This window comes from Aliidiomarina shirensis (genome assembly GCF_003987345.1).
Classification (GTDB): Bacteria; Pseudomonadota; Gammaproteobacteria; order Enterobacterales; family Alteromonadaceae; genus Aliidiomarina; species Aliidiomarina shirensis.
On sequence record NZ_PIPP01000001.1, the window covers coordinates 102526 to 127019 of the forward strand.

The window sequence follows — 24494 nt, forward strand, 5'->3', positions numbered from 1 at the left end:
ACTTAGCGGTTAGCTAATGTCATTAAAATCGACTGTACCAGTTTTATGCGCTCCTGGGTATCGGCAACCCCTTCACGAATTTTCAAACGCTGCGAGCCTTCCATGCCGAACCGTTCTGGATTACTTTGTAGCATACCGATTATCGTTTCTGGCTGAACGGGCGTGCGATCAGCAAAATCTATATGGCCACCAAGCGGGCCTACCTCAATTTTACGAACCCCAAGCGGATCCGCCATTAAGCGTATTTGGCTAATCCGGAATAAATTCTTCGCAGCATCTGGCAGCAAACCAAAGCGATCGATAAGTTCAATTTGCAATTCATCCAGCTCGCGCTCGGAATCGGCACCGGCGATGCGTTTGTACATTGATAATCGCGTATTCACATCACCAATATAATCATTGGGAAGCAATGCAGGAATGCGTAAATCAACTTCTGTACGATGTTTGAGGAGTTGATCAAGTGAAGGTTCCTTGCCTTCACGCAACGCTTGTACGGCCTCATCGAGCATATCCATATATAGGCTAAAACCGATACTCTCAATTTGCCCGCTCTGATCATCACCTAAAAGCTCACCGGCACCACGAATTTCTAAATCGTGGGTGGCTAACACAAAGCCTGCGCCAAGATCTTCTAATTGGCTAATGGCTTCAAGCCGCTTTACGGCATCTTTAGTCATCCGCCGAGGATGTGGTGTAAGGAGATAAGCATAAGCTTGATGGTGCGAACGGCCAACACGCCCACGCAATTGGTGTAACTGCGCTAAGCCAAGATTATCAGCACGATCCATAATAATGGTGTTGGCGCTGGGAACATCGATACCGGTTTCGATAATAGTAGTACACACCAGCACGTTAAAACGCTGGTGGTAGAAATCAGACATTATCGCTTCGAGTTCGCGTTCGCCCATTTGCCCATGCGCGGTTTGAATACGCGCTTCGGGCACGAGCTCACGGAGATGCTCGGCTGTGCGTTCAATGGTTTCCACATTATTGTGCAGGAAATACACTTGGCCACCGCGTAGTATTTCCCGCAGCAAGGCTTCGCGAACTGTGGCTTTATCGTATTCCCGCACGAAGGTTTTCACTGCTAAACGCCGTGCTGGCGGTGTGGCAATAATGGAAAGATCACGAATGTTGTTCATGGCCATATTCAATGTGCGCGGGATAGGCGTAGCCGTTAGCGTAAGAATATCCACATCTGAACGCAGGCGCTTAATTTGCTCTTTTTGCCGCACACCAAAGCGGTGTTCTTCATCCACTACAAGCAAGCCTAAATCTTTGAATTTGATATCAGGCTGGAGCAATTTGTGCGTGCCGATAACGATATCGACTTTCCCAGAGGCTAAATTGGCCAGTGCTTCCGTAGTTTGTTTGCCGGTGCGAAAACGCGAGAGCAATTCAATGCTTACCGGCCACTCGGCGAAACGATCGCGAAAGTTATCAAAGTGCTGCTGCGCAAGCAGGGTGGTGGGCACCAGCACGGCTACCTGTTTGCCATCATTTACCGCAGTAAAAGCTGCACGCATGGCCACTTCGGTTTTACCAAAGCCAACATCACCACATACGAGGCGATCCATGGCTCTTGGCTTACGCATATCATCGAGCACGGCGCTAATGGCTTCGAGTTGATCGTCGGTTTCATTAAATGGGAACCCGGCGGCAAAGCGTTCATGATCTTCTTCGCTAATGCTAAAGGCATAACCCGGTTTAGCTTCGCGCTGAGCATATACTTCGAGTAATTCGGCGGCTACATCACGAACTTTCTCAGCTGCGCGTTTGCGCGCTTTCTCCCAGCTATCGTTGCCGAGCTTACTCAGTTTTACTTTCTCTTGATCGCCACCGCTGTAGCGGCTAATTAAATGCAGCGAAGAAACCGGTACGAAAAGCTTGGTGTTGTTATCGTATTCAAGGGTTAGAAACTCGGTTTCAATACCACCGGCATCAAGATTGGTGAGGCCTTCATAGCGGCCAATACCATGGTCGATATGCACTACATGTTGGCCAATAGAGAGTTCTGCAAGGTTCTTGATCAGTGCATCGGCTTGTTGTGCACTGCGTTTATCCTGGCGCTTACGCTGTGGCGGGCGGTGGCCGAGTAGTTCTGTTTCCGTAATTAACCAAAGGCTTATATTTTGGCTGATTTCGGCAAAGAATGAGTGTTCGAGTGGGCTAATCATAATGCCCAAGTTGTGTTCGCTTTCGATAAACTCAGAGAAGGATTCCACCTCGGTTGGGTGGATATTCCCTTTGCCAAGCAGTTGTAACATGCTTTCGCGGCGGCCTGCCGATTCTACGCAGAAAAGAACCCGTTCACCTTTCGTGGTGGCTTTTTTGAGGTGTGCCTGCACTTTCGCCAATGGTTCTTTTTGCTTGCCATCAATAACAATATCGCTTACCGGACGGGTTTTAAAATCGATCGGGCCAGGTGAACGCTGGCCTTCGATCACCCCTAGGCGAATGCGTGGATATTGTTTAAAGGCTTGGAATATTTGTTCTTCCGCCATAAATAACTGCATGGGTGGCAAAATTGGTTTTTGCTTATCCCAACGGCGATCTTCGAAACGAAACGTTAAATCGTGCCAAAGTTTACGCAATTGCCCCTGCAAATCACCGTGAGTAAGTAACAAGGTGTCGCTGGGCAAGTAATCAAATAACGTGGATGTTTCGCTAAAAAACAGCGGTGCATAGTATTCAATGCCCGCAGGCATAATGCCTTGCGATACTTGCTGATACACGGAATCTTTTGCGGTTAGCGCTTCAAATTGTTCACGAAACTGGCGGCGAAACAGCTCAATACCATCGGGGGTGGTAGGAAACTCGCGTGCCGGAAGCAATGCTATTTCATTAATGGGCGCATCGGAGCGCTGGCTATCTACATCAAACTGCCGAATGCTATCGATATCATCATCGAAGTAATCGATACGGTAAGGTGCTTCGGTGCCCATTGGGAACAAATCAACAATCGAGCCACGAACGCTGTATTCACCATGCTCCATAACTTGGTTTACATGGCGATAACCCGCGCGTTCAAGCTGCATGCGCAGTGATTCCAACGAATGTTTCTCGCCTGCTTTCAATAATAAGCTGTGGCCGGCAATAAATGCTGCTGGTGGCAACCGATGCATTAAGGTATTCAAAGCAACAATGAGAATACCGTGCTGTTGCTGGGGCAGTTTAGCTAGAACACGAATACGCTCGGAAACAATATCTTGGTGCGGCGAAAAATTATCGTATGGGAGCGTTTCCCAATCCGGTAATACCTGAATCTCATCGGCATATTCCGGAGTATAAAATTTTAGTTCTTGGGCAAACCGATACGCCGATGGGGTATCGGTAGTAACCAAAAGGATTTGCCGAGGTTGTTGTTTAAGTAATTGGCTAACTGCAAGGGCAGTGCTACTTCCTGAAAGATGACGCCAGGTTAATTCTTTACCGGCTTGCTCTGGAAAAGGGGGTTGAAGTAACGAAATTTGGCTCATGAATACAGTATTCCCGCGCACTTGCGCACTGGTGTACTAAAACTAAAAAAGGGCGAATGCATAAAAACTTGCGCTATTATACCTGAAGCGGAGCCGCTCGGGCAGGTTGTACCGAAAGCCGGTTCACATTATCCTTGCGATACCACAGTTTTTTTACGGATGAATACCATTTCATGATCAAGTTACCGGTGTCGGTATTTCTCGCTTTGCGTTATAGCCGTTCGCGCTCACGCTCTTCGTTTACGCGCTTTATCAGCCATTTTGTAATGGCGGGTATTATGTTGGGCGTCATGGCACTGATTATTGTGACCTCGGTAATGAATGGCTTTGAAAATGAATTGAAAACGCGCATTCTTGGTGTGGTTCCGCAGGTAACCATCACGCCGCAAAATAACGAAGCAATGGCCAATTGGCAACAGCAGCGTGCGGCATGGGAATGGCCGCGCGGTGTGAACCATGTAAGCCCTTATGTGCAATCGGAAGGGCTTGTTCAGGGCCGTAATCATATGCAAGCGGTGATGCTGCAAGGTATTTATCCGGAATCTGAACCCGCCGATAGCATTTTGAATCAACATATTTTAGTAGGCAGCTTGAATTCGCTGCGCACCGGGGAATACCGTGTGTTTTTGGGTAGGCCTTTAGCACGGCAACTGGATGTGCAAGTAGGTGATCGTGTGCGCATTACTTCGGCCATGGGGCAACAGTATACGCCACTTGGGGTGATGCCCTCGCAGCGCCAGTTTACCGTGGCGGGCACCTTTGAAGTGGGTGCCGATGTAGATTCGCAAATGGTGATTTTACATGGTGATGATGCAGCGCGTTTATTCCGCTATCCGCCTTCTCACGTAACCGGGCTTCGGCTTTGGCTTGACGATGCGTTTACAGCCGGAATCATCACTGAAAATTTGCAACAACAGATGCAAGATTCTGCACATAGAAACGAATTTGTAATTGATAATTGGCAACAGCGATTTGGTCAGCTATTTGCTGCCGTGCGAATGGAAAAGGGCATGATGATGATTATGCTCGGCCTCATTGTTGCCGTAGCCGCGTTTAATGCCGTTTCCGCGCTGGTAATGCTAATTCAAGATAAGCGTGGCGATATTGCCGTATTGCAAACATTGGGCTTAGCCCGGCAAAAACTCTATCAAACGCTACTACTGCAGGGGATGTACAGTGGCGTGGTAGGTAGCTTCCTTGGGTTGTTGCTCGGTGTATTCATTAGTTTTAGTTTAAATACCATGCTTAGCTTATTTGGCGTGGATGTATTTAGCCAAGGTATGGCGTTGCCCATCGTGATGAGTGGTTGGCAAACTTTTCAGATTTTGTGCGCCGCTATTATGCTTACTTTCTTAGCTACACTTTATCCCGCGTGGCGAGCTGCGCGAATGCAACCAGCAGAGATTCTTCGTTATGAATAATAAATCAACAGCGATCGTTCATGTGCGTGGCTTAGAGAAAAGTTACGCCGATGGCGAGCAACGGGTTACCGTGCTTGAAAACATTGATCTTGAACTCGGTGCTGGCGAATTGTTGGCTATTGTAGGCTCATCAGGTTCCGGCAAAAGTACGTTGTTGCATATTCTTGGTGGTTTAGATAATGCCGATGCAGGACATATTTCTGTGGTAGGCGTAACGCCGAGTGCGTTAAACCCCAACGATATTGCGAAGTGGCGGAATAAACATGTGGGCTTTATTTATCAATTCCATCATTTACTAAGCGAATTTAATGCTGTTGAGAACGTGGCGATGCCGTTATTAATCGCGGGCTGGCCGATGGCAAAAGCACAAGCAAAAGCCAAGGCACTGCTGGAACGCGTAGGGTTAGGGCATCGATTAAGCCATGAACCGGCACGCTTATCTGGGGGCGAACGGCAGCGTGTTGCCATTGCTCGGGCATTGGTGAACGACCCAGCTTTGGTGCTTGCCGATGAACCTACCGGGAATCTAGATGAGGAAACCGCCGCGGTTATTTATGATTTAATGTTGGAGTTGAACGAGCAATTTGGTACCGCTTTTATTGTGGTAACACACGATACTGAATTAGCGCAAAAACTTCCGCGGCAGTTGCATTTGCACTTAGGTAAGTTGCAAAACGCATTTGAGGGTAGTGCATGAACTTACCCTTTTTATTAGCGCGCCGATTCCGGAAAAGCCGGGAGAAAACCCGTTACTTAAGCTTTATCTCGGCTTCTTCTACGATTGGTATCGGCTTGGCCTGCGCCATTTTGATTATTTTGCTTTCGGTGATGAATGGGTTTCAAAAGGCGCTGGAAACCGATTTTCTTTCCATGGTGCCACATGTGGAATATCAAGCCGCACAAGGTGGTTTACAAGATTGGCGCGAAATTGTTCGTGTAGCCGAGCAACATCCGGGTGTTAAGGCTGCCGCACCGGCAATAAAACTGAGTGCTATGGTGCAAGAACCAGGGCGTTTTCGAGGCATTCAATTGCGCGCTATTGATACTAATTTAGAGCCAGCGGTATCAGGCATTACACGGTATTTGCCTGCGGCTGCCTGGCAAGATTTTATCGAGAACCCCGATGGTATTTTATTGGGTAAAGGTTTGGCCGATGCTTTGCAGCTGCGTGTAGGGGATCGTATCAATTTAATCATTCCGCAGTTGCAACAAGGTAACGCGCTCAGCGCACCGCAACGCATAAATGCGGAAGTGGTTGGTATTTTTGCCATGGGTGGCGAATTGGATTTTCAACAAGCGTATATTCACCTTGCTGCTGGCCAGAAAGCCGCTCGGATTGATACCGAGGCCGCAAGTGTTCGCCTAGCACTGCATAATGTATATGCCGCCCCAGCAGTTGCTCGCGAGGTAGCAAGTGAGGTTCGAGAATACGCCTTTATCCATGATTGGACGCGTACTGAAGGGCATTTATACCGCGATATTCAGCTTGTGCGTACGATAATGTATCTGGTTTTGGTACTGGTTCTTGCGGTAGCCTCGTTCAATATTGTTTCGACGTTGATTATGGTGGTACGCGAAAAGCAATCGAGTATCGCGATATTGCGAACCATGGGCGCCTCGCCGAAGTTGATTGTGGCAACTTTTGTGTATCAAGGGAGCTTAAATGGTGTGATTGGCGCGTTGTTTGGGAGCTTGATAGGTACTATTGCAGCGGCGTTATTACCGGATTTGCTAGGTTGGCTTGAGCAAGCATTAAGCTTTTCGCTATTGCCCGCGGAACTGTATTTTATCAGCAGTATTCCAAGCGATGTATTAGTGCGCGATGTTGTGTTGGTAACGGGCGTTGCTATTGCAACCAGTGTGTTAGCGACGTTGTATCCGGCTTGGCAGGCGGCAAAGCTTACACCAGTGCAAGCTTTGCGGGGCCAGTAGGTTATTTGTCTCAGGTTATGTGCCGGGCGCTAATCGTCTTGATCTTTCAGGCGTTTTTGGCGCTCGATAAGTTCTTCCTTAAGCTTTAAGAACCGTGCTTTACGAAGTTTTATGCGTTCATTCCAGGCTGCTTGTACGGCCTGCCGCCAGATTCGGCGTACAAGAACGTAAGTAATTGCTGCTGCGAAACTACCAAGCACCAGCGAACCGAGTAAAAGCGGTGGCACCACCGTATATATGCTTGATTCAAACCAAGCCCAGGAAAGCTCGAAATGAAACGGGTGGGGTGAACGATTTAATAGAAAACTACCAATGCGATAAGACGCATACAGCATGGGTGTTAAGGTAAGTGGATTGCTGATCCATACCAGAGCCACCGCAAGCGGAAGGTTGACGGCAAATAGAATTGCTGCAGCTGCCGCCAGCAACATTTGAAATGGAACGGGCATAAACGCGAAAAATACGCCAACGGCAAACCCGCCGGCAGCAGAACGCCGGTTTAAATGCCACAAATTCGTATTGTGCGCCAATTTTCCGAAAGGTTTCAGTACGCCATATTCATTTAGTTTATGAATATCAGGCATGAACCGTCTTAAGAACTTTCTAGGCATAGTATTTGCTGTATCCGTGACCACCTGACTTCAAGCATGGACGCTGAAATCACACATGAAAACTTACCCCGATGCCTGGTTGTTAGGCTTTATTCCCGCTGCACTTTTTGTAGCATCATCTGCTACATCATCGGCTGTATGGCTACAGCCGCACTGGTTTCCCTTCGTGGCAGGAATGATCGTTGTTGGGGCTATCCTTGCGCCTGCTTTGTTACTGTATTGCCGTTCCAAATACCCTACAAATTATATAAAAAAATGCGGGATTTATCTGCTAGCCAAAGCAAATATTTTATATTTTGCGTGTGGGCTATTGTGCGGCATTTGTTGGGCGATATTCAATGTAAACAGTAAGTATATTGAAAATGTTTATGAGCACAGCAAGGAAACACTTGGTTATTCATTAATAGCGCCAGAGCAGCCGGTAGAATTTCAATTAAAAATTATAGGGTTAGCGCAAGATGAGGGCTGGCGTTGGCGGTTTGATGGTGTTATCTCGGGTGCACAACATGGCCTTGGTGATAGCATTAAAGTGCGCCTAAATTGGTATCACCCAGAAGGCGATTTACCAAAACCGAACGATATTTGGCAAATATCTGCACGAATGAAGCCGATATCGGGGCGCTTAAACCAGGGCGGCTATAACTTTCAAGCCCATTTATTACGCCAGGGCATTTATTTTACAGGCTCAGTGCAAAGTGCCGAAAGGATACATGAATCCAATGGCGGCGTGCGCTTTCAAATATATCAATTTTTGAGCACTCAACCGCTTTTTTACCGCGATATTATGCTGGCGTTGATGATTGGTGAGCGGCAATGGATTCAAACCGGGCGTTGGCGTTTATTGCAAGAAACTGGATTGGCTCACGTGATGGCTATTTCCGGGCTACATCTTACCTTGGTGTTTGCTACATCGTGGTGGCTCGGCAGACTATTGCTCGGTAGTTTGTTCGTGGTTTATGGGCGCGTAACCGAGAGTGTTGTTCGCATTTACACTGTGCTCAATAGACGCAAGCAAGAGCAGAATGCGCGCACGAACAGCGGGAACTATCATCTGCCACCGCAACCCACGATTGATAAACATGCACTACTAATCGCTTTGGCATTAGCTTTGTTCTATGCTGCGCTTGCGGGTTTTGCTGTTTCTACGTTACGGGCATTTCTGTTGGTATCTATTTTTAGCTTGAGCCGCTGGTTCGCTTGGCGGTTACCGCCGTTGCGCCTATTGCTGCGTTGTATAGGTGTTGTGCTCGTACTTGATCCGCTTGCATGGTTAGATGCCGGATTTTGGCTCAGCGTTGGCGCCGTAACGGCTATATTTGTTTGGCAATGGCGGGGCCCAGCAAGCACTAAACTTGAGAACAGTGCAGAGCATATTGCTAGACCCAAGCGTAGTTCGAAATTTGGCTACTATTTTTCGCAGCTATTCGCGTTAGAGATGGTGCTTACACTGGCTCTGGCACCGTTCGCCGTGCTCTATTTTCAAGGCTTTCCTTGGATAGCGCCAATTACCAATATAGTGGTGCTCCCCATATTTAGTGCACTTATTTTACCGCTATGCCTAGTTATAGTTGCGTTGCTTTTATTGATTCCTACGGAGTGGGTTACGCATCAGCTGTTGCCCAACTTACTGCACATTACCGATGTGATTTTACACGTGGTTTTCTATGCATTAGATATCAGCAGGCAATTACCAAACCACTGGTGGAGTAGCTTAGATCAACGCTTTGGTTGGCTTTTTATTCTACTTCTACTGCTTTGGTTTTGGCCCGCAGCGTTAATGCAACGAATAGCGGTTGTATTGTTCTCTTGGCCTTTGGTTCATGTGTTTTTCAAACCAGCGCCGGCACAGGAGTTTGCGGTGCATGTATTAGATGTTGGTCAGGGTACTGCTATTGTTGTGCAACGCGAGCGGCAAGCGCTTATTTTTGACGCGGGGCCCGGCTTTCGGTTTGGCAGTGATATTGGCGAAACCACGCTTATTCCATTTTTAAACTTTCATCAGCTTACGCCGGCATGGTTGGTTATCTCTCATGATCACCAAGATCATACCGGGGGTGTGAATAGTTTACGTGCAAGCTGGCCACAGCTATTTGTTCAACGTTCGCGTTTTCATACGGTGGAAGGTGAAAATTGGGGATGGTTGCCACAGCAATTTCCTGAGCAATATCAGCAAGGTGATAGTTGGCCTTGTGCTTGGGGGCAGCAATGGCTGTGGCAAGGCGTGCGGGTAAAAGCCCTGGCGCCATTACCCGGGCCATCTTTTGGGCCAAACAACGATAGCTGTGTGTTGCAGCTGCAATATCAGGGGCAAAGTATCTTGCTAACCGGCGATATTCAACGGCAAACCGAGCTGCGGATGGTGGGGCGTTATGGTGATAGCTTAAAAAGTGATGTATTGGTGTTACCGCACCATGGTTCCCGTACATCAAGCCAGTCGGAGTTTCTAGCGGCCGTGAACCCGGAGGTGGCAATCGTAAGCCGAGGCTACCGAAATCATTTCAAAATGCCACATCCGGATGTCATCGAACGTTTAGCCACGGCGGATATTCCGTTACTCGATACCGGTTATGCTGGTCAAATTTCCATCACGTTTAATGGTAAAATCCTTAATATTCGTACATTTCGTGAGCAAATACGGTCCCGTTGGTACTCAACGCTGCTGAACGAAGTGGATTACTAGGAAAATGAATAAAATTCCGGTTACAATGCTGGCGTCTTTGTAAATAAATGGATTCCAATGGATTCGCAAATTAATCGCAAAAAGAACTTTCGCAGGCTACTCACCTACCTGAAGCCATACCGGTTGCCTTTTGTTGTTGCCATCATCGGTATGCTTGGCTATGCAGGGGTAGATACCTTATTTCTTGCTCATATTAAAACCTTAATTGATCAGGGCTTGGGTGCTAGTAACTCAACGGTGTTGGTTTATGCTGCGATTTTCGTGCCGTTTATTTTTATTCTGCGCGGAGTATTTAATTTTATTTCCACGTATTTTTTGAGTTACGTGGGCTTTCATATTGTAACCACAATGCGGCAGCAGCTATTCGAGCATTTGATGCGTGTGCCGGTTTCTTATCACGATAAAGTGTCTACCGGCGATCTAATATCCAAAATTACTTACGATTCGCAACAACTTGCGGAAGCAACAAGCCGCGCGATTCTCACTATGATCCGTGAAGGTGCATTTGTTATTGGCTTGCTGAGCTTAATGATTTATCACAGCTGGCAGCTTTCGTTGGTATTCTTTTTAATTGGGCCCGTAATTGGCAAGGTTGTATCGGTTGTTTCACGAAAATTCCGAGAAGTGAGCGGTAAAATTCAAACCGCTATGGGTAATGTTACAACGACCTCAGAGCAAATGATTAATGGCCATCAAGTTGTTGTAATGTTTGAAGGGCAGGAGCACGAAGCCAAGCGTTTTCAGGCAGTGAACAATGCAACTCGCCAGCAGAATATGAAATTGATAAATATTCGCACAGTGAGTACATCAGTGATTCAGTTTATTGCTTCGCTAAGTTTGGCTGCGGTGTTATTTATCGCAAGCTTTCCAACGATGATCGAGCAGTTAACGCCTGGCGCATTTACTAGTTTGCTCACTGCCATGATTATGCTGTTACGGCCATTGAAGCAGCTCACCAACGTGAATTCTGATTTTCAACGGGGCTTAGCGGCTGCGGCCAGTATTTTTAAAGTGCTTGATGAAGAGCAGGAAAAAGATACTGGTACTTTAAAAACAGACCGCGTTCGTGGTGAATTAGCCATTAAAGATCTGACTTTCAAATATGGTAGTGCCGATGCACCGGCATTGAATAACATAAGCTTCACCGTGCCAGCGGGTAATACCATAGCGCTCGTTGGGCGTTCGGGGAGTGGTAAATCAACAATTTCAAATTTGCTAACCCGTTTTTACGATTATGAAACCGGATCGATTGAGCTCGATGGCGTTGATATTCGTGAATATGAATTAAAATCATTGCGCCGGCAATTTGCCGTAGTTTCGCAGAATGTAACGTTATTTAACGATACTATTGCCAATAACATCGCTTATGGCGGGCGCGGCGAAGTGAGTAAAGACGACATTCAGCGCGCGATAAAATTAGCCTATGCGGAAGAGTTTATTAATGAACTACCGCAAGGTTTAGAAACTATTGTTGGTGAGAATGGAGTAATGCTTTCAGGCGGCCAACGGCAACGAATTGCCATTGCCCGCGCGTTACTTCGAGATGCGCCATTGTTGATTTTAGATGAAGCCACTTCAGCGCTCGATACCGAATCGGAGCGCCATATTCAAAAGGCTTTGGATAACTTACAACAAGATCGCACATCGCTGGTGATTGCTCATCGTTTATCAACAATTGAAAAAGCCGATGAAATTCTTGTGCTCGACCACGGTAAGATTGTGGAGCGCGGTACCCATGCTGATTTGCTCGATAAAGAAGGCGCGTATGCGCAGCTTTATAATATGCAATTTGGTGATTAGATAGAGTGCAAGGAAACCACCAAGAATGAGCAGTAAAGCTAAACCCGTGCCAGAATCGAACGGTGCGGGTTCTTCTGAAAAACGACAAACTGGCAAACAACAAAAAATACCAACATTTACCAAGCAGCCCGTGAAGAAAAACACAGAAAAGCAAAGTAAAACGGAACAACGAATAGTGCGCTATTGGTATAAAAACCGATTGGCGTTTCCGTTGTGGTTTTTAACTCCGTTCAGCGTGTTGTTTCGCTTTTTAGCTAGTGTGCGGCGTTTATTGTTTTGGTTAAAAATAAAGCGCACTTGGCAACCGCCGGTGCCAGTTATTATTGTTGGCAATGTAACGGTGGGAGGCACCGGGAAAACGCCAACCGTTTTAGGGTTAGTGGCTTTATTGCAAAAAGCCGGATATCGGCCTGGAATTATTAGCCGTGGCTATGGCGGCGAAGGCCCATTTCCGATGCTGGTAAATGCCGATAGTAACCCGCAGGCATGTGGTGATGAACCGGTCATGTTGGCTAGTTTGAGTGGTGTGCCGGTAGCGGTTGCGCCAAAGCGCACAGAAGCCGCTAAGCTTTTATTAGAGCAACATGATTGTGATGTTCTGCTTGCTGATGATGGTTTACAACACTACGCTTTAGGTCGTGATATCGAGCTAGCTGTAGTTGATGGTGAACGTGGGTTAGGTAATGGCTGGCGTTTACCGGCCGGCCCCTTGCGCGAAAGTGCACGGCGTTTGCGCAAAGTAGATTGGGTGATTGTGAACGGTGCTGAGGCCAGTGACGTAAAAGCTTACGGGAAACGTTTGCATCTTTCCGCTGCGAAAAGTGCTGAACACATTGTGGCGATGAAACTTATACCTAGCGGCTGGTTCCGGGTAAGCGATAATAAAGAAATTGAAGTGCCAACCGGTGAAAATGTGTTGGCGCTGGCGGGTATTGGTAACCCAGAACGTTTTTTCAACCTCATCATGGAACATCAAATTGATATTCAGGAAACGCGAGTTTTTCCTGATCACTACCAATATCAGCCGCATGATTTCTATGATGTAGGGAATGAAACGCCGATATTGATGACCGAGAAAGATGCGGTAAAGTGTGCTCAATTTGCGCGGCCACACTGGTACTATTTGCAAGTATCCGCAGAATTTTCCGCCGATTTCGAGGATAAATTTATGCAACGCGTAGCGGATATTGTGGCGCAGAAACAGTTAAAAAACGTTGATACTGAAGGAGTAACATTGTGAATATTCCTACCAACATGTTGGCCATCTTGGCGTGCCCATCGTGCAAAGGAAAGTTAGTGTGGAATGAGGATAAATCGGAGTTGATTTGCCGCGGCGAGCAGCTCGCATATCCTGTGCAAAACGGCATTCCGGCTTTGCTTGCGAGTGCCGCTCGAGAACTAACAGTAGCAGAATTGGAGCAGTTGAAATCATGAGCTTTACGGTTGTTATTCCGGCGCGTTACGAATCAACGCGATTACCTGGCAAACCATTGGCTGATATTCATGGTAAACCGATGATCCAGCATGTATACGAACGTGCGTTAAGCAGTGGTGCCGCCGAAGTAATTGTGGCTACCGACGACGACCGCATCATGCAAGTAGTAAAAAGCTTTGGCGGCCGCGTAATGCGTACTTCTAAAGACCATCAATCGGGTACTGAGCGTTTAGCTGAAGTGGTTGATCGTTTAGCGCTTTCGGATGAGCAGGTAGTAGTGAATGTACAGGGTGATGAACCCTTTATTCCTCCGGAAATTATTTGCCAGGTAGCCGAGAACTTAGCAAGCCAACGCCACGCCCCAATGGCAACGTTAGCCGTGCCATTGAAAAGTTCGGAAGAACTGTTTAACCCAAATGTGGTGAAAGTAGTTTCAGATGCCAAGAATTATGCGCTGTATTTTAGCCGCGCGGCTATTCCATGGGATCGCGAACGCTTTAACCAAAACCGTGATGAAGTGCAACTGATGGGCGATCTCTATCGCCGCCATATCGGTATTTATGCTTATCGTGCCGGTTTCGTGGAGCGTTATGCTGAATGGGAGCCAAGCCCACTGGAAATCGTGGAATCTCTCGAGCAATTACGGGTGCTTTGGTATGGTGAACGTATTCATGTGGCGGAAGCCATTATTGAGCCGCCGGGTGGTATTGATACACCCGAAGATCTAGAGCGCGCGCGTATCAAATAGGCACGCATCCTTTCGCAGGATAAAGTTTTTGAAAACCTGATTCTAGCAGCTCGCTGGACTCAGGTTTTTTTATAACAGATCAAGCTGATTTTGTTGCTGCTCTGCCTGTTCTTCTTGCGCTTGTTGGCGCAAAAATGCTTCGCGGCGTTTTTGCCGGCCAGCAATCAGCTTTAAAATATGAGCACGTTCCGCTTCTGGTTTTTCGTACCATTGAAAACGTTCATCACGAGAGCGCAGGCAACCACGGCAATAGCCGCGTGGGCCTGATTCACAAACGCCAATGCATGGGTTTGGTAAATCGAACATTTCGATTTGGTTTACACTCATGATTCCAGCTTTCCTTTTACCTTTCCTTCCACCTTTTCTTCCACCGTACCCTCCACAGTTGATACGCCATCTGTAGTACTTTCTACGGCCACTTGCCCGCTTTTCACCAGCTGATTTTCAAGTAAATACTGCTCACGATATATTTGTGGTGAGCAGCCGCTAATTTTTTTAAATAGCCGAGAAAAATAATACGGGTCATCAAAGCCAAATGCGAGCGCTACTTGACGCACGCTGGCATTCGTTTGTTCCAGCATTTTCCGGGCGGCCGCTATTTTCATATGATTAAAATAGCGCAATGGTGGCACGCCCGTGAGCTCGCGAAATTTCTTACTAAAATAATACCGCGATAACCCAGAAAATTCGGCAAAATCATCTAATTCCAGGCTGCGATGGCTATTATCGCGCATGAAACGATCGAGTGCAGTAAGGCTGAAACCGGCTTCTATTTTATCCGGATCGCGCACTAGTAAGGGTAACTGGCTTAACAGCTTGCGTAAAATCGAGGTTGCCAACATCGCGCGCTCAAAGGTGAGCCTTTGATGTTGTAAGTTCAGTAAATCGGTGACATCGGGAAGTAATGATTGCCAACGCCGTAAAGTAACAACGGGAGCTTGTGTATGATTTGCTTTAATCCCAATATAATCCATGAAATCTTCAGCTTGTGAACCGGCAAAATGCGCCCAGTAGATGCTCCATGGGTTTTCCGGGTCGCTATGGTAGCTGTGGGCTATATCTTGGCGTAAGAATAATACTTGTCCGGCGTTAATTGTGCCTTGGTAATTTTCGGTACGAAAGAAGCCGCGCCCGGCATGACAAAATATCAGCAAATGATCGGTGTGTGCGGTTCTGCGAACACGGTGATCGCGCGCCTCTAAGTAATGGCCATAGGCAACAGGAAACAAACCCTCGCTTAAGGGATGTTGGGCAAGTTGCTGGCCGACAGCATGGGGAATGATTAATCGTGAACTTCCCGCCGGCAGTGGCCAATCTGAAGGTTGACTCATAGAACAGTGTGCTCATCGTGAATAGCAATATAGTCCATTATAGCGCCAATTTTATCGATTCTAAAGTTATGCTTATTTTGTTCTAATGCTGCACAAGTAAAATATGCGTAACGTAACAATATGCACAACCACTGGCGGTGTATTCCCGTATACTCCTTCGTATACACGGTGCACACGCTTTGAGAGGAAAATAATGAGTATTAAACGAGTTAAACTATTTATTGGCGGCGAGTTTGTTGAATCAGAAACCACGCAATATATTCCAGTTACCAATCCAGCTACCCAAGAAGTTATTGCCGAAGCGCCTTGTGCAACGCCGGCAGAGGTTGAGCGTGCTATCGCAAGCGCCAAAGAAGCCTTTAAAACGTGGCGCGAAGTGCCTGTATCTGAGCGTGCTCGGGTAATGATGCGTTATCAAGCCCTTTTGAAAGAGCATCATGATGAACTCGGTGAAATTCTAGCGCAAGAAACCGGTAAAACCATTGAAGATGCGAAAGGCGATGTTTGGCGTGGTATTGAAGTTGTTGAACAAGCGGCGAATATTCCTTCGTTAATGATGGGCGAAACTGCCGAAAACGTTGCGCGCGGTATTGATACTTATAGTTATGTTCAACCTTTAGGTGTTTGTGCGGGTATTACGCCGTTCAACTTCCCAGCGATGATTCCATTGTGGATGTTCCCAATGGCCATTGCCTGCGGTAACACTTTCATCTTGAAGCCTTCAGAGCAAGATCCGTTAACGCCAACGCGTTTAGTTGAATTGTTCGAAGAAGCCGGCGCACCCAAAGGTGTGTTACAGGTAATTCACGGTGGCAAAGAGCAAGTTGATATTCTTCTTCGTGACCCTCAAGTAAAAGCACTTTCGTTTGTAGGTTCAGTGCCGGTTGCCGAATATATTTACCGTACCGGTACCGAGCACCTTAAACGCGTGCAAGCCTTTGCCGGTGCTAAGAACCACAGCGTAATTATGCCTGATTCGAACAAGCAAACGGTTATCAACAATTTAGTGGGTGCCTCTGTGGGTGCAGCGGGCCAGCGTTGTATGGCGATTTCAGTTGCTGTATTCGTGGGCAAATCGAAAGAATGGATTCCAGAATTAGCCGAGCAACTTGCGAAAGTTCAACCGGGTGCATGGGATAACAAAGATGCGGCTTACGGCCCATTGATTAGCCCACAAGCGAAACAACGCGTTGTTTCTATGATTGAACAAGGCAAAAAAGAAGGTGCCGAATGTTTAGTTGATGGCACGAACTGTGTTGTTGAAGGTTATCCTGATGGTAACTGGGTTGGCCCAACATTCTTCAGCAAAGTAACCGCTGATATGAAGATTTACCAAGAAGAAATTTTTGGTCCGGTATTGTGTGCGGTAGAAGTAGATACCTTAGAAGAAGCGATTGCTTTGGTGAACGCGAATCCATTTGGTAACGGTACTTCAATCTTTACTGCGAATGGTGCAGCAGCGCGTAAATACCAACACGAAGTAGAAGTAGGGCAAGTAGGGATTAACATTCCGATTCCAGTGCCACTTCCTTTCTTCTCGTTTACTGGTTGGAAAAATTCGTTCTTTGGTGATTTGCATGCTTACGGTAAGCAAGCGATTCGTTTCTATTCGGAAACTAAAACCATTACTGCGCGTTGGCCTGAAAGCGAAATTGATAATGGCCCTAACATGACCATTAAATTGCAGTAATTCGGGAGATAATGTTGTGAATTTTAATCTAACCGACGATCAACAAGCATTCGCCGATACGGCGCGTGCTTTTGCGGAAAAAGAAATGGCGCCATTTGCAGCAAAATGGGATGCCGAGCATTATTTTCCTATCGAAGTATTTCGTAAAGCTGGTGAAATGGGCTTTATGGGCATGTATACGCCAGAAAAGGCGGGTGGCTTTGGTATGTCGCGTCTTGATGCCGCGCTTATCTTTGAGCAACTCGCTATGGGCTGTACAGCAACGACTGCGATGATGACCATTCATAACATGGTGAGCTGGATGATTGGCGAATTTGCCAAGCCGGAAATCGCGGAAGAGTTTTGCAGTGGTTTAGTAACCGGTGAAAAGCTTGGTTCTTATTGTTTAACCGAGCCAGGCTCTGGTTCTGATGCCGCTAACTTGCGTACTTCTGCTAAGAAAGATGGCGATGAGTATGTATTGAATGGCTCGAAAATGTTTATTTCCGGTGCCGGCGCTACCGATGTATTGGTTGTGATGGCGCGTACCGGTGGCGAGGGCGCAAAAGGCATTTCGGCATTTGTTGTACCAGCGGATGCTAAAGGCATTCATTACGGTAAAGCGGAAGAGAAAATGGGCTGGAACGCCCAGCCAACTCGTTTGGTAACCTTTGAAGATGTGCGTATTCCTGCGGATTACTTGCTTGGTGAAGAAGGCGAAGGCTTTAAATTTGCCATGATGGGCCTTGATGGCGGCCGTATTAATATTGCGGTTTGTTCGGTAGGCACGGCGCAGGCAGCGTTGAATACTGCTCGTGATTATATGCATGAGCGTAGCCAATTTGGTAAGCCGTTAGCTACCTTCCAAGCTATGCAGTTTAAGTTAGCGGATATGGCTACTGAACTTGTTGCAGCGCGGCAAATGGTGCGTTTAGCGGCGTTCAAAGTAGATGAAAACGATAGCGATAAAACTACTTACTGTGCGATGGCCAAACGTTTCGCAACTGATATCGGTTTCCAAGTATGTAACGAAGCGCTGCAAATTCATGGCGGTTACGGTTACATCAAAGAATACCCGCTAGAGCGCCATGTTCGTGATGTGCGCGTGCATCAAATTCTAGAAGGCACAAACGAGATTATGCGTTTGATTATTGCCCGCCGAATTTTAGCTGATGGTGCTGCTGATCTGTTGTAATGAGCACCCTTAAGCAAAGGAGAAAGCATTATGGAAGCGGAAGTTACCAATAAAGAAGCGGTGCTATTTTCGGAAACAGAAACCGTTAGTGGCAAGAAGATTGGTATCGCATGTTTAAATTCGGAACGCTCTTTAAACGCCCTGAGTTTAGATATGATTTTGCTGCTCGAGCCGCAACTGCGCGCTTGGCAGAGCGACCCTGAAATCGCCTGTGTGTGGTTAGAAGGGGCGGGTGAGAAAGCGTTTTGTGCGGGCGGTGATATTGTTGCGATGTATCATGCCATGCAGGAAATGCCGAATGAACCGGTAGCTGAAGTGGTTGATTTTTTCACTGCTGAGTATCGTTTAGATCACTTGATTCAAACTTACGATAAACCGATTTTGGTGTGGGGCGATGGCTTTGTAATGGGCGGCGGTATGGGCCTTATGAACGGAGCCAGCCATCGAGTTGTTACTGAGCGTTCGCGTTTGGCAATGCCGGAAATTAGCATTGGTTTATACCCGGATGTAGGTGCTACTTATTTTCTTGGGCAATTGCCCGATAACATGGGCTTATTCCTTGGATTAACAGCAGCGCAAGTGAATGCAGCTGATGCGCTCTATCTTGGCATGGCCGATTTTGCCATCGCCAGTGATTTGCATACCAATACATTGCAGGCACTCGTGAATGCGAGCTGGACCGACGATAACGAATTAAATCACGCAACCTTAACGGATACGTTACAACAACGTATTTTTAGTAGCGAAGAGCTTGCCGAAGGCCCGTTGTTTGCACGCCGTGATTTGATCAGCAAGTTGCTTGAAGGGAACGATATTGTTGCCGTTTCCGAGCAGTTTTTGCAGCATGAAACGGATGATGAGCTGATGAGCCGTGCGCAGAAAACGCTAGCGCGTGGTTGTCCGTTAACGGCGCACATTGTTTGGCAACAATTACAGTTTGGTGGCTCGTTGGCGCTTGCGGATGCATTTCAATTAGAGCTTACGCTTTCGGTAAATTGCGCTGTGAAAGGCGATTTTGTAGAAGGTGTTCGCGCTTTACTGATTGATAAAGATCGCAAACCAAAATGGACACATAAAAGCATTGCGGACGTGACCGCCGATGATATCGACAGCATGTTTATTTCGCCTTGGGCGGAAGATGAACATCCGCTGCGGGATTTGGGCGATACTGCATAAAGGCTTAATAATGCCGCGCTGAGTAACCTTAGCGCGGCAATTTTTTATCATTCTTGAATTTAAAGAGCGCGAACTATAACAGCGCACATAATCATGATTAACATTGAGGAGCATGACATGGCTCGTATCGGGTTTATTGGTTTAGGAAACATGGGTGGCCCAATGGCTACCAATTTGGTGAAAGCTGGTTTTGATGTTCAAGTATTTGATTTATCGGAAGTAGCGCTTGCAACGCTGCAAGAAGCCGGTGCAACGGTAGCGAAGAGCGCCGCAGAAGCGGTAAATAACGTCGATTTTGTTATCTCTATGCTGCCTGCCGATAAGCATGTAATGGCGCTTTATTTGGGCGAGCAGGGCATTGTTGATGCAATTCCTGAAACCGCACTAGTAATTGATTCTAGTACCATTTCTGCTGAAGCTGCGCGCGAATTAGCCGCTGGTATTACCGCCAAAGGGCGTCGTTTTATTGATGCACCGGTATCAGGCGGTGTAGGTGGGGCAAAAGCCGGAACCCTGACCTTTATTTGTGGTGGTGAGCCTGCGGATATCGAAGAAGCACGCCCAGTTTTAGAAAAAATGGGTAAGAATGTATTTAAAGCCGGTGGCCATGGTGCTGGCCAAGTGGCTAAGATCTGCAATAATATGCTGCTTGGTGTATTGATGGCGGGTACTTCTGAAGCCTTACAACTTGGTAGAGCGCATGGTTTAGATGCGAAAGTGTTGAGCGATATTATGTTGCAAAGCTCTGGCCGCAACTGGACTTTGGAAGTGTACAACCCGTGCCCAGGCGTTATTGATAGCGTGCCTTCAAGCAATGATTATAATGGCGGCTTCTTGGTTGATTTAATGCTGAAAGATCTGGGTTTAGCACGCAGCACTGCGGCATCGAGCGATTCGGCAACGCCAATGGGCGATATGGCCGCGAAGTTGTTTTCTGAGCATAGCGAAGCGGGCTTCGGCAGCAAAGATTTCTCCAGCATTTTCCGTAAATTTGAAAAATAAAGGATAACGAGTTTCATGCAAATTAATGAATCTGTAATTGTAGTAACCGGTGGTGCGCAAGGTTTAGGCCGTTCAATGGCGGAAGATTTCGCTGCCGGTGGCGCGAAACTTGCGCTTATTGATATGAACGATGAAATGTTGCAAGAGGCCGCCGCCGAATGCGCCAAACTTGGCGCTGCGGAAGTACAAACCTACAACGTGAATGTAACCGATGAAGCTTCGGTAGAAGCGGCGTTTGCGGAAATCGATAACCATTTTGGTGGCTTGCAGGTGCTTATCAACAACGCGGGTATTTTACGCGACGGCATGCTGATTAAATGCAAAGATGGCGAAATTACGCACAAAATGCCATTACAGCAATGGCAATCGGTGATCGACGTAAACCTCACCGGCACTTTCTTGTGTGGTCGTGAAGCTTCTGCGGTGATGGCAAAACGCGGTATTCAAGGGGTTATTATTAATATTTCGAGTGTGGCGCGGGCCGGAAACATTGGCCAAACTAACTATGCCGCTACGAAAGCTGGTGTGGTAGCGATGACAGTAACCTGGGCTCGGGAACTTGGCCGTTTTGGTATTCGCTGTGCAGCAATTGCCCCAGGCTTTATCGAAACGCCAATGACAGGACAAATGAAGCCTGAGGCTGTAGAACGTGCATTAGCTATGGTGCCACTGCGCCGTTGGGGCCAGCCTGCTGAGATAGCCCATTCAGCGCGCTACATTATTGAAAATGATTTCTTTAGCGGCCGTGTTATTGAAATCGATGGTGGCGTGCGTTTATAAATGTTCGAATTCTGGCCTGAGTTAGTTAACAGCATTCCTATTTCCGGTTCGATGAGCCGCCTTTTGGCGAGCTCATTGTTGCTGATTATCGGTGTTTTAGCACTGCGCGCAGTGTTGGGGCGGTTTATTCGTAGAACCGTGAATTCCAATGAATTACGGCGCCGTTGGTTTGTGCAAAGCCGCAATGGTTTGCTGTTATTGCTAGTACTAGGCTTAGTGATGATTTGGGCCTCGGAGCTACGCACACTAGCACTTTCTATTGTTGCCATTGCGGTTGCGTTTGTGGTGGCAACGAAAGAGTTGATTATGTGTGTTACCGGCTCCATGGTGAAATCGGCCGGACGCAGCTTTAGCATTGGTGATCGTATTCAAGTTAAAGATTTTCGTGGTGATGTAATCGATCAAAATTTATTAACCACCACGATACTTGAGGTAGGCCCGGGTAAGCTAACGCACCAACGCACTGGGCGTATGACGGTATTACCCAATTCGCTATTTGTCTCTGAAGCCGTGATTAATGAAAGCTATACGCATGATTGGGTGTTGCACGTATTTGTAGTGCCGTTCAAGCGTGAAGAAAACTGGAAAGTAGCGAAAGCTGCCTTTCTGGAAGCGGCGCAAAAGCATTCAGAGCCATACTTAGACGATGTGCGCCGATACATGAAACGCATGAGCGATAACCGTGGTTTAGATATACCCACGGTAGAGCCACGGGTTTCTTTGCAGGTGCCAGCAGCTGGTGAAATTCATTTGGTAGTACGTTTTCCAGTAAAAGCTTCTGAACGGAGTTATGCTGAGCAAGCTATTTTATCGGATGTGTTTAGTAATACCGATTTTAGTGCGCAGAAAGCAAGCGTTCCGGCGGAAAAGCCAGAACAAATTAATCAGCCAGAATAGGCGGCATTAAATGACCGATTCCACAGTAGTGATTGCCAAAAGCAAAGCTTGGGTTGAACAATTAATTGTTAAATTCAATATTTGCCCGTTTGCGCGTAGGGAAGTAGAGCGGAACTCATTTCGCTATGTGGTTGCCGATAATCGCAAAGCCGCTGAAGTATTGGAAGTATTGGTGAAGGAATGTGAGTTCCTTGATCAAAATATGGATACTGAAACCACGTTGATTATGCTGCCTGCCGGTTTTGAAGGTTTCTACGCCTATCTGGATTTGCTTGATACCGCGAATGAGTTACTGGCCGTGCAGGGTTACGAGGGAACTTACCAGTTGGCGAGCTTTCACCCAGATTATTGTTTTGAGGGTGAGAAGCAAGATGCAGCATCGAATTACACCAACCGCGCACCGTATCCAACCTTGCACATTTTACGCGAAGAAAGCATTGAGAAAGCGCTTAGTAGTTACGACGATCCGGAATCTATTCCCGATCGGAATATGGCGTTTGCTGAAAAGAAGGGCGCTGATTTCTTCCAGAAGATTTTGGCAAACTTGTAAGCTAGATACTGTTTAGTGGAGTGTCCTCATGGGTAATTTGAGAGTATATGAAGAACTAATGCTACTGGCCTTGTGTGAAGAAAAAGGCACGATGAGCACATCGTTTCTAAATTACGCTGTGAGCGGTGCCTTGTTATCTGAACTGATGTTTATGAAGCGATTGCAAATCGAAGATAGTAAGAAAAAGCTCGTGAATATTGTAGATGCTTCGGCTACCGGCGATGCTTTACTGGATGAGTGTTTGGAAAAAATATCCACAGCAAAGCGACGCGGGAGTATGAAAGTATGGGTGCAACGCTTATCGAGCATTAAAGAACTGCATCATAAAGTTGCGCGTAGATTGGCAGAACAAAAGATTGTAGAAGCAACTGAAGATAAAGTGCTGTGGTTGTTTACACGGCGCGTATACCCAGAAATAAACCCAATACCGGAAAAAGAACTCCGAAATCGTATTCGGAATGCGGTGCTTTCTTCCGAGTCGAAAGTGGATCCGCGCACCACGGTTCTCATTGCGCTCGCCAAAAGTGCAGCGTTGTTACCGCAAGTGTTCAGTAAACAAGAACTGAAACAACACAAAGAGCGAATTGAGCAAATTGTTGCTGGCGATCTCATGGGTGATGTAACCAAAGAAGTTATCGCAGCTTGCCAAGCGGCGATTATGGTGGCGGTTATGATTCCTGCGATAACGGTAGCCACTACCTAGCTCAACTATGATCGAATACTACGTATCACGGTTTGAAACCAAGGTGGTAAGCCCTCAATGTTGAGGGCTTTTTTATTTCGAAAAAATCACTTAAATACTTATACTTAGAATTTAACTTTCCATAGTGGAAAGTTAACGCTTGACGAAGTGGAAAGTGAAGGCTATCATTTTCCGCAGTGGAAAGTGATGCTGAGTCATTTAGTTGTAGTACAGCTTACTATTCTTGTATTAAAACCAATGATGAATAGGTGAGTTATGGGTAAGAATGATAACAACAACGATAAATTAACGGCTGAAGAAGCACGGAGAAGCCTGGATAGTATTCGCGGGAGTGGTAAACGGATTGTTGATCAATTGCATGTTCCTTGGTGGCATGATCCGCTACTAGGCTTATGTTTAGCACTACTGGTTATGCATCATGGGTTTCCTACCCCGTTAGATATTCTTTCGGTTGCACTAGGGTGTTTAGGTGTTTTCTTTGTTCTTCATAATTATACGCACCAAAAAGTTTGGGTTTCCGGTTGGCGTAAAGGCAAAACTGAGGTGGTGTCTTATATATTTTTTGTAGTGTATTTAATTGTGTTTGCGGCAAGCTATTACTTTAACTGGAAAGGGTATACGTGGGTTGTTCCGCTCTCCGGCGCTTTTATCTTTGTTGCACTTATGATCTTCGGCCGGGTTTGGATGGCTGTGTGGCGGAAGGAAATGGAGGAAAGTGAATGAGTAGCGGTTTCGATCCGATTATTCACCCTTTGAATAGATTGCAGATTTGTGCGCTACTTGCGCCAATTGATGAAATGGAGTTTTCATTGATTCGAGAGGAGCTGCAGGTATCCGATTCTGTGCTTTCGAAGCAACTACGGTATCTTGAAGAGGCCGGATATATTCAACCGCGTAAAGCGAACCAAGGTGGCCGCCAACGTACTTGGCTGAGCCTTACGAAAACGGGAAGAAAGGCTTTTGCTGGGCATGTTAGAGCTTTGCAAGAGGTAGCGGAACAGGCTGATTTGCTGGGAAATTGAACAAAATTGGGGTATTATTCGTATCAATCAGATTAATTTAGCTAATCTGAAGTGCGAATCTAA

22 protein-coding genes are annotated in these 24494 nt (G+C 46.7%); 18 read left to right on the top strand and 4 right to left on the bottom strand.

Annotated elements, in window-relative coordinates:
- Positions 1-2 precede the first annotated feature (2 nt).
- Complete coding sequence (mfd, locus tag CWE13_RS00455; RefSeq protein WP_126805383.1) at positions 3-3479, bottom strand: transcription-repair coupling factor; 3477 nt, start codon at positions 3477-3479, stop codon at positions 3-5.
- A 173-nt stretch (positions 3480-3652) separates the two neighbouring features.
- Between mfd and CWE13_RS00460 the strand changes: the two genes are divergently transcribed.
- Genes CWE13_RS00460 through CWE13_RS00470 form a run of 3 tightly spaced genes read left to right on the top strand, consistent with a single transcriptional unit; the run spans position 3653 to position 6832 of the window.
- On the top strand, positions 3653-4900 hold the full coding sequence (locus CWE13_RS00460; RefSeq protein WP_126805384.1) for a lipoprotein-releasing ABC transporter permease subunit: 1248 nt from the start codon (positions 3653-3655) through the stop codon (positions 4898-4900).
- Complete coding sequence (gene lolD, locus CWE13_RS00465) at positions 4893-5597, top strand: lipoprotein-releasing ABC transporter ATP-binding protein LolD (protein WP_126805385.1); 705 nt, start codon at positions 4893-4895, stop codon at positions 5595-5597. Before CWE13_RS00460 ends, lolD begins: the two co-directional genes overlap by 8 nt.
- Complete coding sequence (locus tag CWE13_RS00470; RefSeq protein ID WP_126805386.1) at positions 5594-6832, top strand: lipoprotein-releasing ABC transporter permease subunit; 1239 nt, start codon at positions 5594-5596, stop codon at positions 6830-6832. Before lolD ends, CWE13_RS00470 begins: the two co-directional genes overlap by 4 nt.
- 29 nt (positions 6833-6861) lie before the next feature.
- On the opposite strand, the gene CWE13_RS00475 is transcribed toward CWE13_RS00470, so the two are convergent.
- Complete coding sequence (locus tag CWE13_RS00475; RefSeq protein WP_241973607.1) at positions 6862-7416, bottom strand: DUF2062 domain-containing protein; 555 nt, start codon at positions 7414-7416, stop codon at positions 6862-6864.
- A gap of 82 nt (positions 7417-7498) precedes the next feature.
- Here CWE13_RS00475 and CWE13_RS00480 point away from each other — a divergent pair, with 82 nt between their 5' ends.
- Genes CWE13_RS00480 through kdsB form a run of 5 tightly spaced genes read left to right on the top strand, consistent with a single transcriptional unit; the run spans position 7499 to position 14106 of the window.
- Entirely contained in the window at positions 7499-10123 is a 2625-nt protein-coding gene (locus tag CWE13_RS00480) for a DNA internalization-related competence protein ComEC/Rec2 (RefSeq protein ID WP_126805388.1), read from the top strand.
- A gap of 57 nt (positions 10124-10180) precedes the next feature.
- Positions 10181-11923 carry a lipid A export permease/ATP-binding protein MsbA gene (gene msbA, locus CWE13_RS00485; protein WP_126805389.1) on the top strand — a complete coding sequence of 581 codons (1743 nt, stop codon included), beginning with the start codon at positions 10181-10183 and terminating at the stop codon, positions 11921-11923.
- Positions 11924-11948: 25 nt separating this feature from the next.
- Complete coding sequence (lpxK, locus tag CWE13_RS00490; RefSeq protein ID WP_126805390.1) at positions 11949-13163, top strand: tetraacyldisaccharide 4'-kinase; 1215 nt, start codon at positions 11949-11951, stop codon at positions 13161-13163.
- 14 nt (positions 13164-13177) lie between these two features.
- Complete coding sequence (locus tag CWE13_RS00495; protein WP_126806114.1) at positions 13178-13357, top strand: Trm112 family protein; 180 nt, start codon at positions 13178-13180, stop codon at positions 13355-13357.
- Positions 13354-14106 (top strand): 3-deoxy-manno-octulosonate cytidylyltransferase, encoded by a 753-nt coding sequence (gene kdsB / locus CWE13_RS00500; protein WP_126805391.1) that lies wholly within the window; start codon positions 13354-13356, stop codon positions 14104-14106. Before CWE13_RS00495 ends, kdsB begins: the two co-directional genes overlap by 4 nt.
- A gap of 69 nt (positions 14107-14175) precedes the next feature.
- On the opposite strand, the gene CWE13_RS00505 is transcribed toward kdsB, so the two are convergent.
- Both CWE13_RS00505 and CWE13_RS00510 read right to left on the bottom strand, forming a co-directional pair.
- Positions 14176-14433 (bottom strand): DUF1289 domain-containing protein, encoded by a 258-nt coding sequence (locus CWE13_RS00505; protein WP_126805392.1) that lies wholly within the window; start codon positions 14431-14433, stop codon positions 14176-14178.
- A complete protein-coding gene (locus tag CWE13_RS00510) occupies positions 14430-15437 on the bottom strand; it encodes a helix-turn-helix domain-containing protein (protein ID WP_241973608.1) in 1008 nt (335 codons plus the stop codon). The genes CWE13_RS00505 and CWE13_RS00510 overlap by 4 nt, the downstream gene beginning before the upstream one ends.
- Positions 15438-15630: 193 nt before the next feature.
- On the opposite strand from CWE13_RS00510, the gene CWE13_RS00515 reads away from it, so the two are divergent.
- From CWE13_RS00515 to CWE13_RS00560, 10 genes are all read left to right on the top strand, one after another.
- The gene (locus CWE13_RS00515; RefSeq protein WP_126805393.1) at positions 15631-17127 is read left to right on the top strand and encodes a CoA-acylating methylmalonate-semialdehyde dehydrogenase; all 1497 of its coding nucleotides are present in this window, start codon (positions 15631-15633) and stop codon (positions 17125-17127) included.
- Positions 17128-17143: 16 nt separating this feature from the next.
- Positions 17144-18301 (top strand): acyl-CoA dehydrogenase family protein, encoded by a 1158-nt coding sequence (locus tag CWE13_RS00520; protein ID WP_126805394.1) that lies wholly within the window; start codon positions 17144-17146, stop codon positions 18299-18301.
- Between the two features lie 30 nt (positions 18302-18331).
- On the top strand, positions 18332-19477 hold the full coding sequence (locus CWE13_RS00525) for an enoyl-CoA hydratase/isomerase family protein (protein WP_126805395.1): 1146 nt from the start codon (positions 18332-18334) through the stop codon (positions 19475-19477).
- Between the two features lie 117 nt (positions 19478-19594).
- Positions 19595-20479 carry a 3-hydroxyisobutyrate dehydrogenase gene (gene mmsB, locus CWE13_RS00530; RefSeq protein ID WP_126805396.1) on the top strand — a complete coding sequence of 295 codons (885 nt, stop codon included), beginning with the start codon at positions 19595-19597 and terminating at the stop codon, positions 20477-20479.
- A 15-nt stretch (positions 20480-20494) separates the two neighbouring features.
- On the top strand, positions 20495-21259 hold the full coding sequence (locus CWE13_RS00535) for an SDR family oxidoreductase (RefSeq protein WP_126805397.1): 765 nt from the start codon (positions 20495-20497) through the stop codon (positions 21257-21259).
- A complete protein-coding gene (locus CWE13_RS00540) occupies positions 21260-22156 on the top strand; it encodes a mechanosensitive ion channel domain-containing protein (protein ID WP_126805398.1) in 897 nt (298 codons plus the stop codon).
- A 10-nt stretch (positions 22157-22166) separates the two neighbouring features.
- Complete coding sequence (locus CWE13_RS00545; RefSeq protein ID WP_126805399.1) at positions 22167-22706, top strand: DUF1415 domain-containing protein; 540 nt, start codon at positions 22167-22169, stop codon at positions 22704-22706.
- Positions 22707-22734: 28 nt separating this feature from the next.
- Positions 22735-23409: a GOLPH3/VPS74 family protein gene (locus CWE13_RS00550; protein ID WP_126805400.1), complete on the top strand. Its 675-nt coding sequence runs from the start codon at positions 22735-22737 to the stop codon at positions 23407-23409.
- A 255-nt stretch (positions 23410-23664) separates the two neighbouring features.
- Entirely contained in the window at positions 23665-24132 is a 468-nt protein-coding gene (locus CWE13_RS00555; RefSeq protein ID WP_126805401.1) for a hypothetical protein, read from the top strand.
- Complete coding sequence (locus CWE13_RS00560) at positions 24129-24431, top strand: winged helix-turn-helix domain-containing protein (RefSeq protein WP_126805402.1); 303 nt, start codon at positions 24129-24131, stop codon at positions 24429-24431. The genes CWE13_RS00555 and CWE13_RS00560 overlap by 4 nt, the downstream gene beginning before the upstream one ends.
- Positions 24432-24494: the final 63 nt, after the last annotated feature.

Bases quoted from the DNA above. Each gene is read 5' to 3' on its own strand.
- mfd (WP_126805383.1), bottom strand. From the start codon at position 3,479: ATGAGCCAAATTTCGTTACTTCAACCCCCTTTTCCAGAGCAAGCCGGT.
- CWE13_RS00460 (WP_126805384.1), top strand. From the start codon at position 3,653: ATGATCAAGTTACCGGTGTCGGTATTTCTCGCTTTGCGTTATAGCCGT.
- lolD (WP_126805385.1), top strand. From the start codon at position 4,893: ATGAATAATAAATCAACAGCGATCGTTCATGTGCGTGGCTTAGAGAAA.
- CWE13_RS00470 (WP_126805386.1), top strand. From the start codon at position 5,594: ATGAACTTACCCTTTTTATTAGCGCGCCGATTCCGGAAAAGCCGGGAG.
- CWE13_RS00475 (WP_241973607.1), bottom strand. From the start codon at position 7,416: ATGCCTGATATTCATAAACTAAATGAATATGGCGTACTGAAACCTTTC.
- CWE13_RS00480 (WP_126805388.1), top strand. From the start codon at position 7,499: ATGAAAACTTACCCCGATGCCTGGTTGTTAGGCTTTATTCCCGCTGCA.
- msbA (WP_126805389.1), top strand. From the start codon at position 10,181: ATGGATTCGCAAATTAATCGCAAAAAGAACTTTCGCAGGCTACTCACC.
- lpxK (WP_126805390.1), top strand. From the start codon at position 11,949: ATGAGCAGTAAAGCTAAACCCGTGCCAGAATCGAACGGTGCGGGTTCT.
- CWE13_RS00495 (WP_126806114.1), top strand. From the start codon at position 13,178: ATGTTGGCCATCTTGGCGTGCCCATCGTGCAAAGGAAAGTTAGTGTGG.
- kdsB (WP_126805391.1), top strand. From the start codon at position 13,354: ATGAGCTTTACGGTTGTTATTCCGGCGCGTTACGAATCAACGCGATTA.
- CWE13_RS00505 (WP_126805392.1), bottom strand. From the start codon at position 14,433: ATGAGTGTAAACCAAATCGAAATGTTCGATTTACCAAACCCATGCATT.
- CWE13_RS00510 (WP_241973608.1), bottom strand. From the start codon at position 15,437: ATGAGTCAACCTTCAGATTGGCCACTGCCGGCGGGAAGTTCACGATTA.
- CWE13_RS00515 (WP_126805393.1), top strand. From the start codon at position 15,631: ATGAGTATTAAACGAGTTAAACTATTTATTGGCGGCGAGTTTGTTGAA.
- CWE13_RS00525 (WP_126805395.1), top strand. From the start codon at position 18,332: ATGGAAGCGGAAGTTACCAATAAAGAAGCGGTGCTATTTTCGGAAACA.
- mmsB (WP_126805396.1), top strand. From the start codon at position 19,595: ATGGCTCGTATCGGGTTTATTGGTTTAGGAAACATGGGTGGCCCAATG.
- CWE13_RS00535 (WP_126805397.1), top strand. From the start codon at position 20,495: ATGCAAATTAATGAATCTGTAATTGTAGTAACCGGTGGTGCGCAAGGT.
- CWE13_RS00540 (WP_126805398.1), top strand. From the start codon at position 21,260: ATGTTCGAATTCTGGCCTGAGTTAGTTAACAGCATTCCTATTTCCGGT.
- CWE13_RS00545 (WP_126805399.1), top strand. From the start codon at position 22,167: ATGACCGATTCCACAGTAGTGATTGCCAAAAGCAAAGCTTGGGTTGAA.
- CWE13_RS00550 (WP_126805400.1), top strand. From the start codon at position 22,735: ATGGGTAATTTGAGAGTATATGAAGAACTAATGCTACTGGCCTTGTGT.
- CWE13_RS00555 (WP_126805401.1), top strand. From the start codon at position 23,665: ATGGGTAAGAATGATAACAACAACGATAAATTAACGGCTGAAGAAGCA.
- CWE13_RS00560 (WP_126805402.1), top strand. From the start codon at position 24,129: ATGAGTAGCGGTTTCGATCCGATTATTCACCCTTTGAATAGATTGCAG.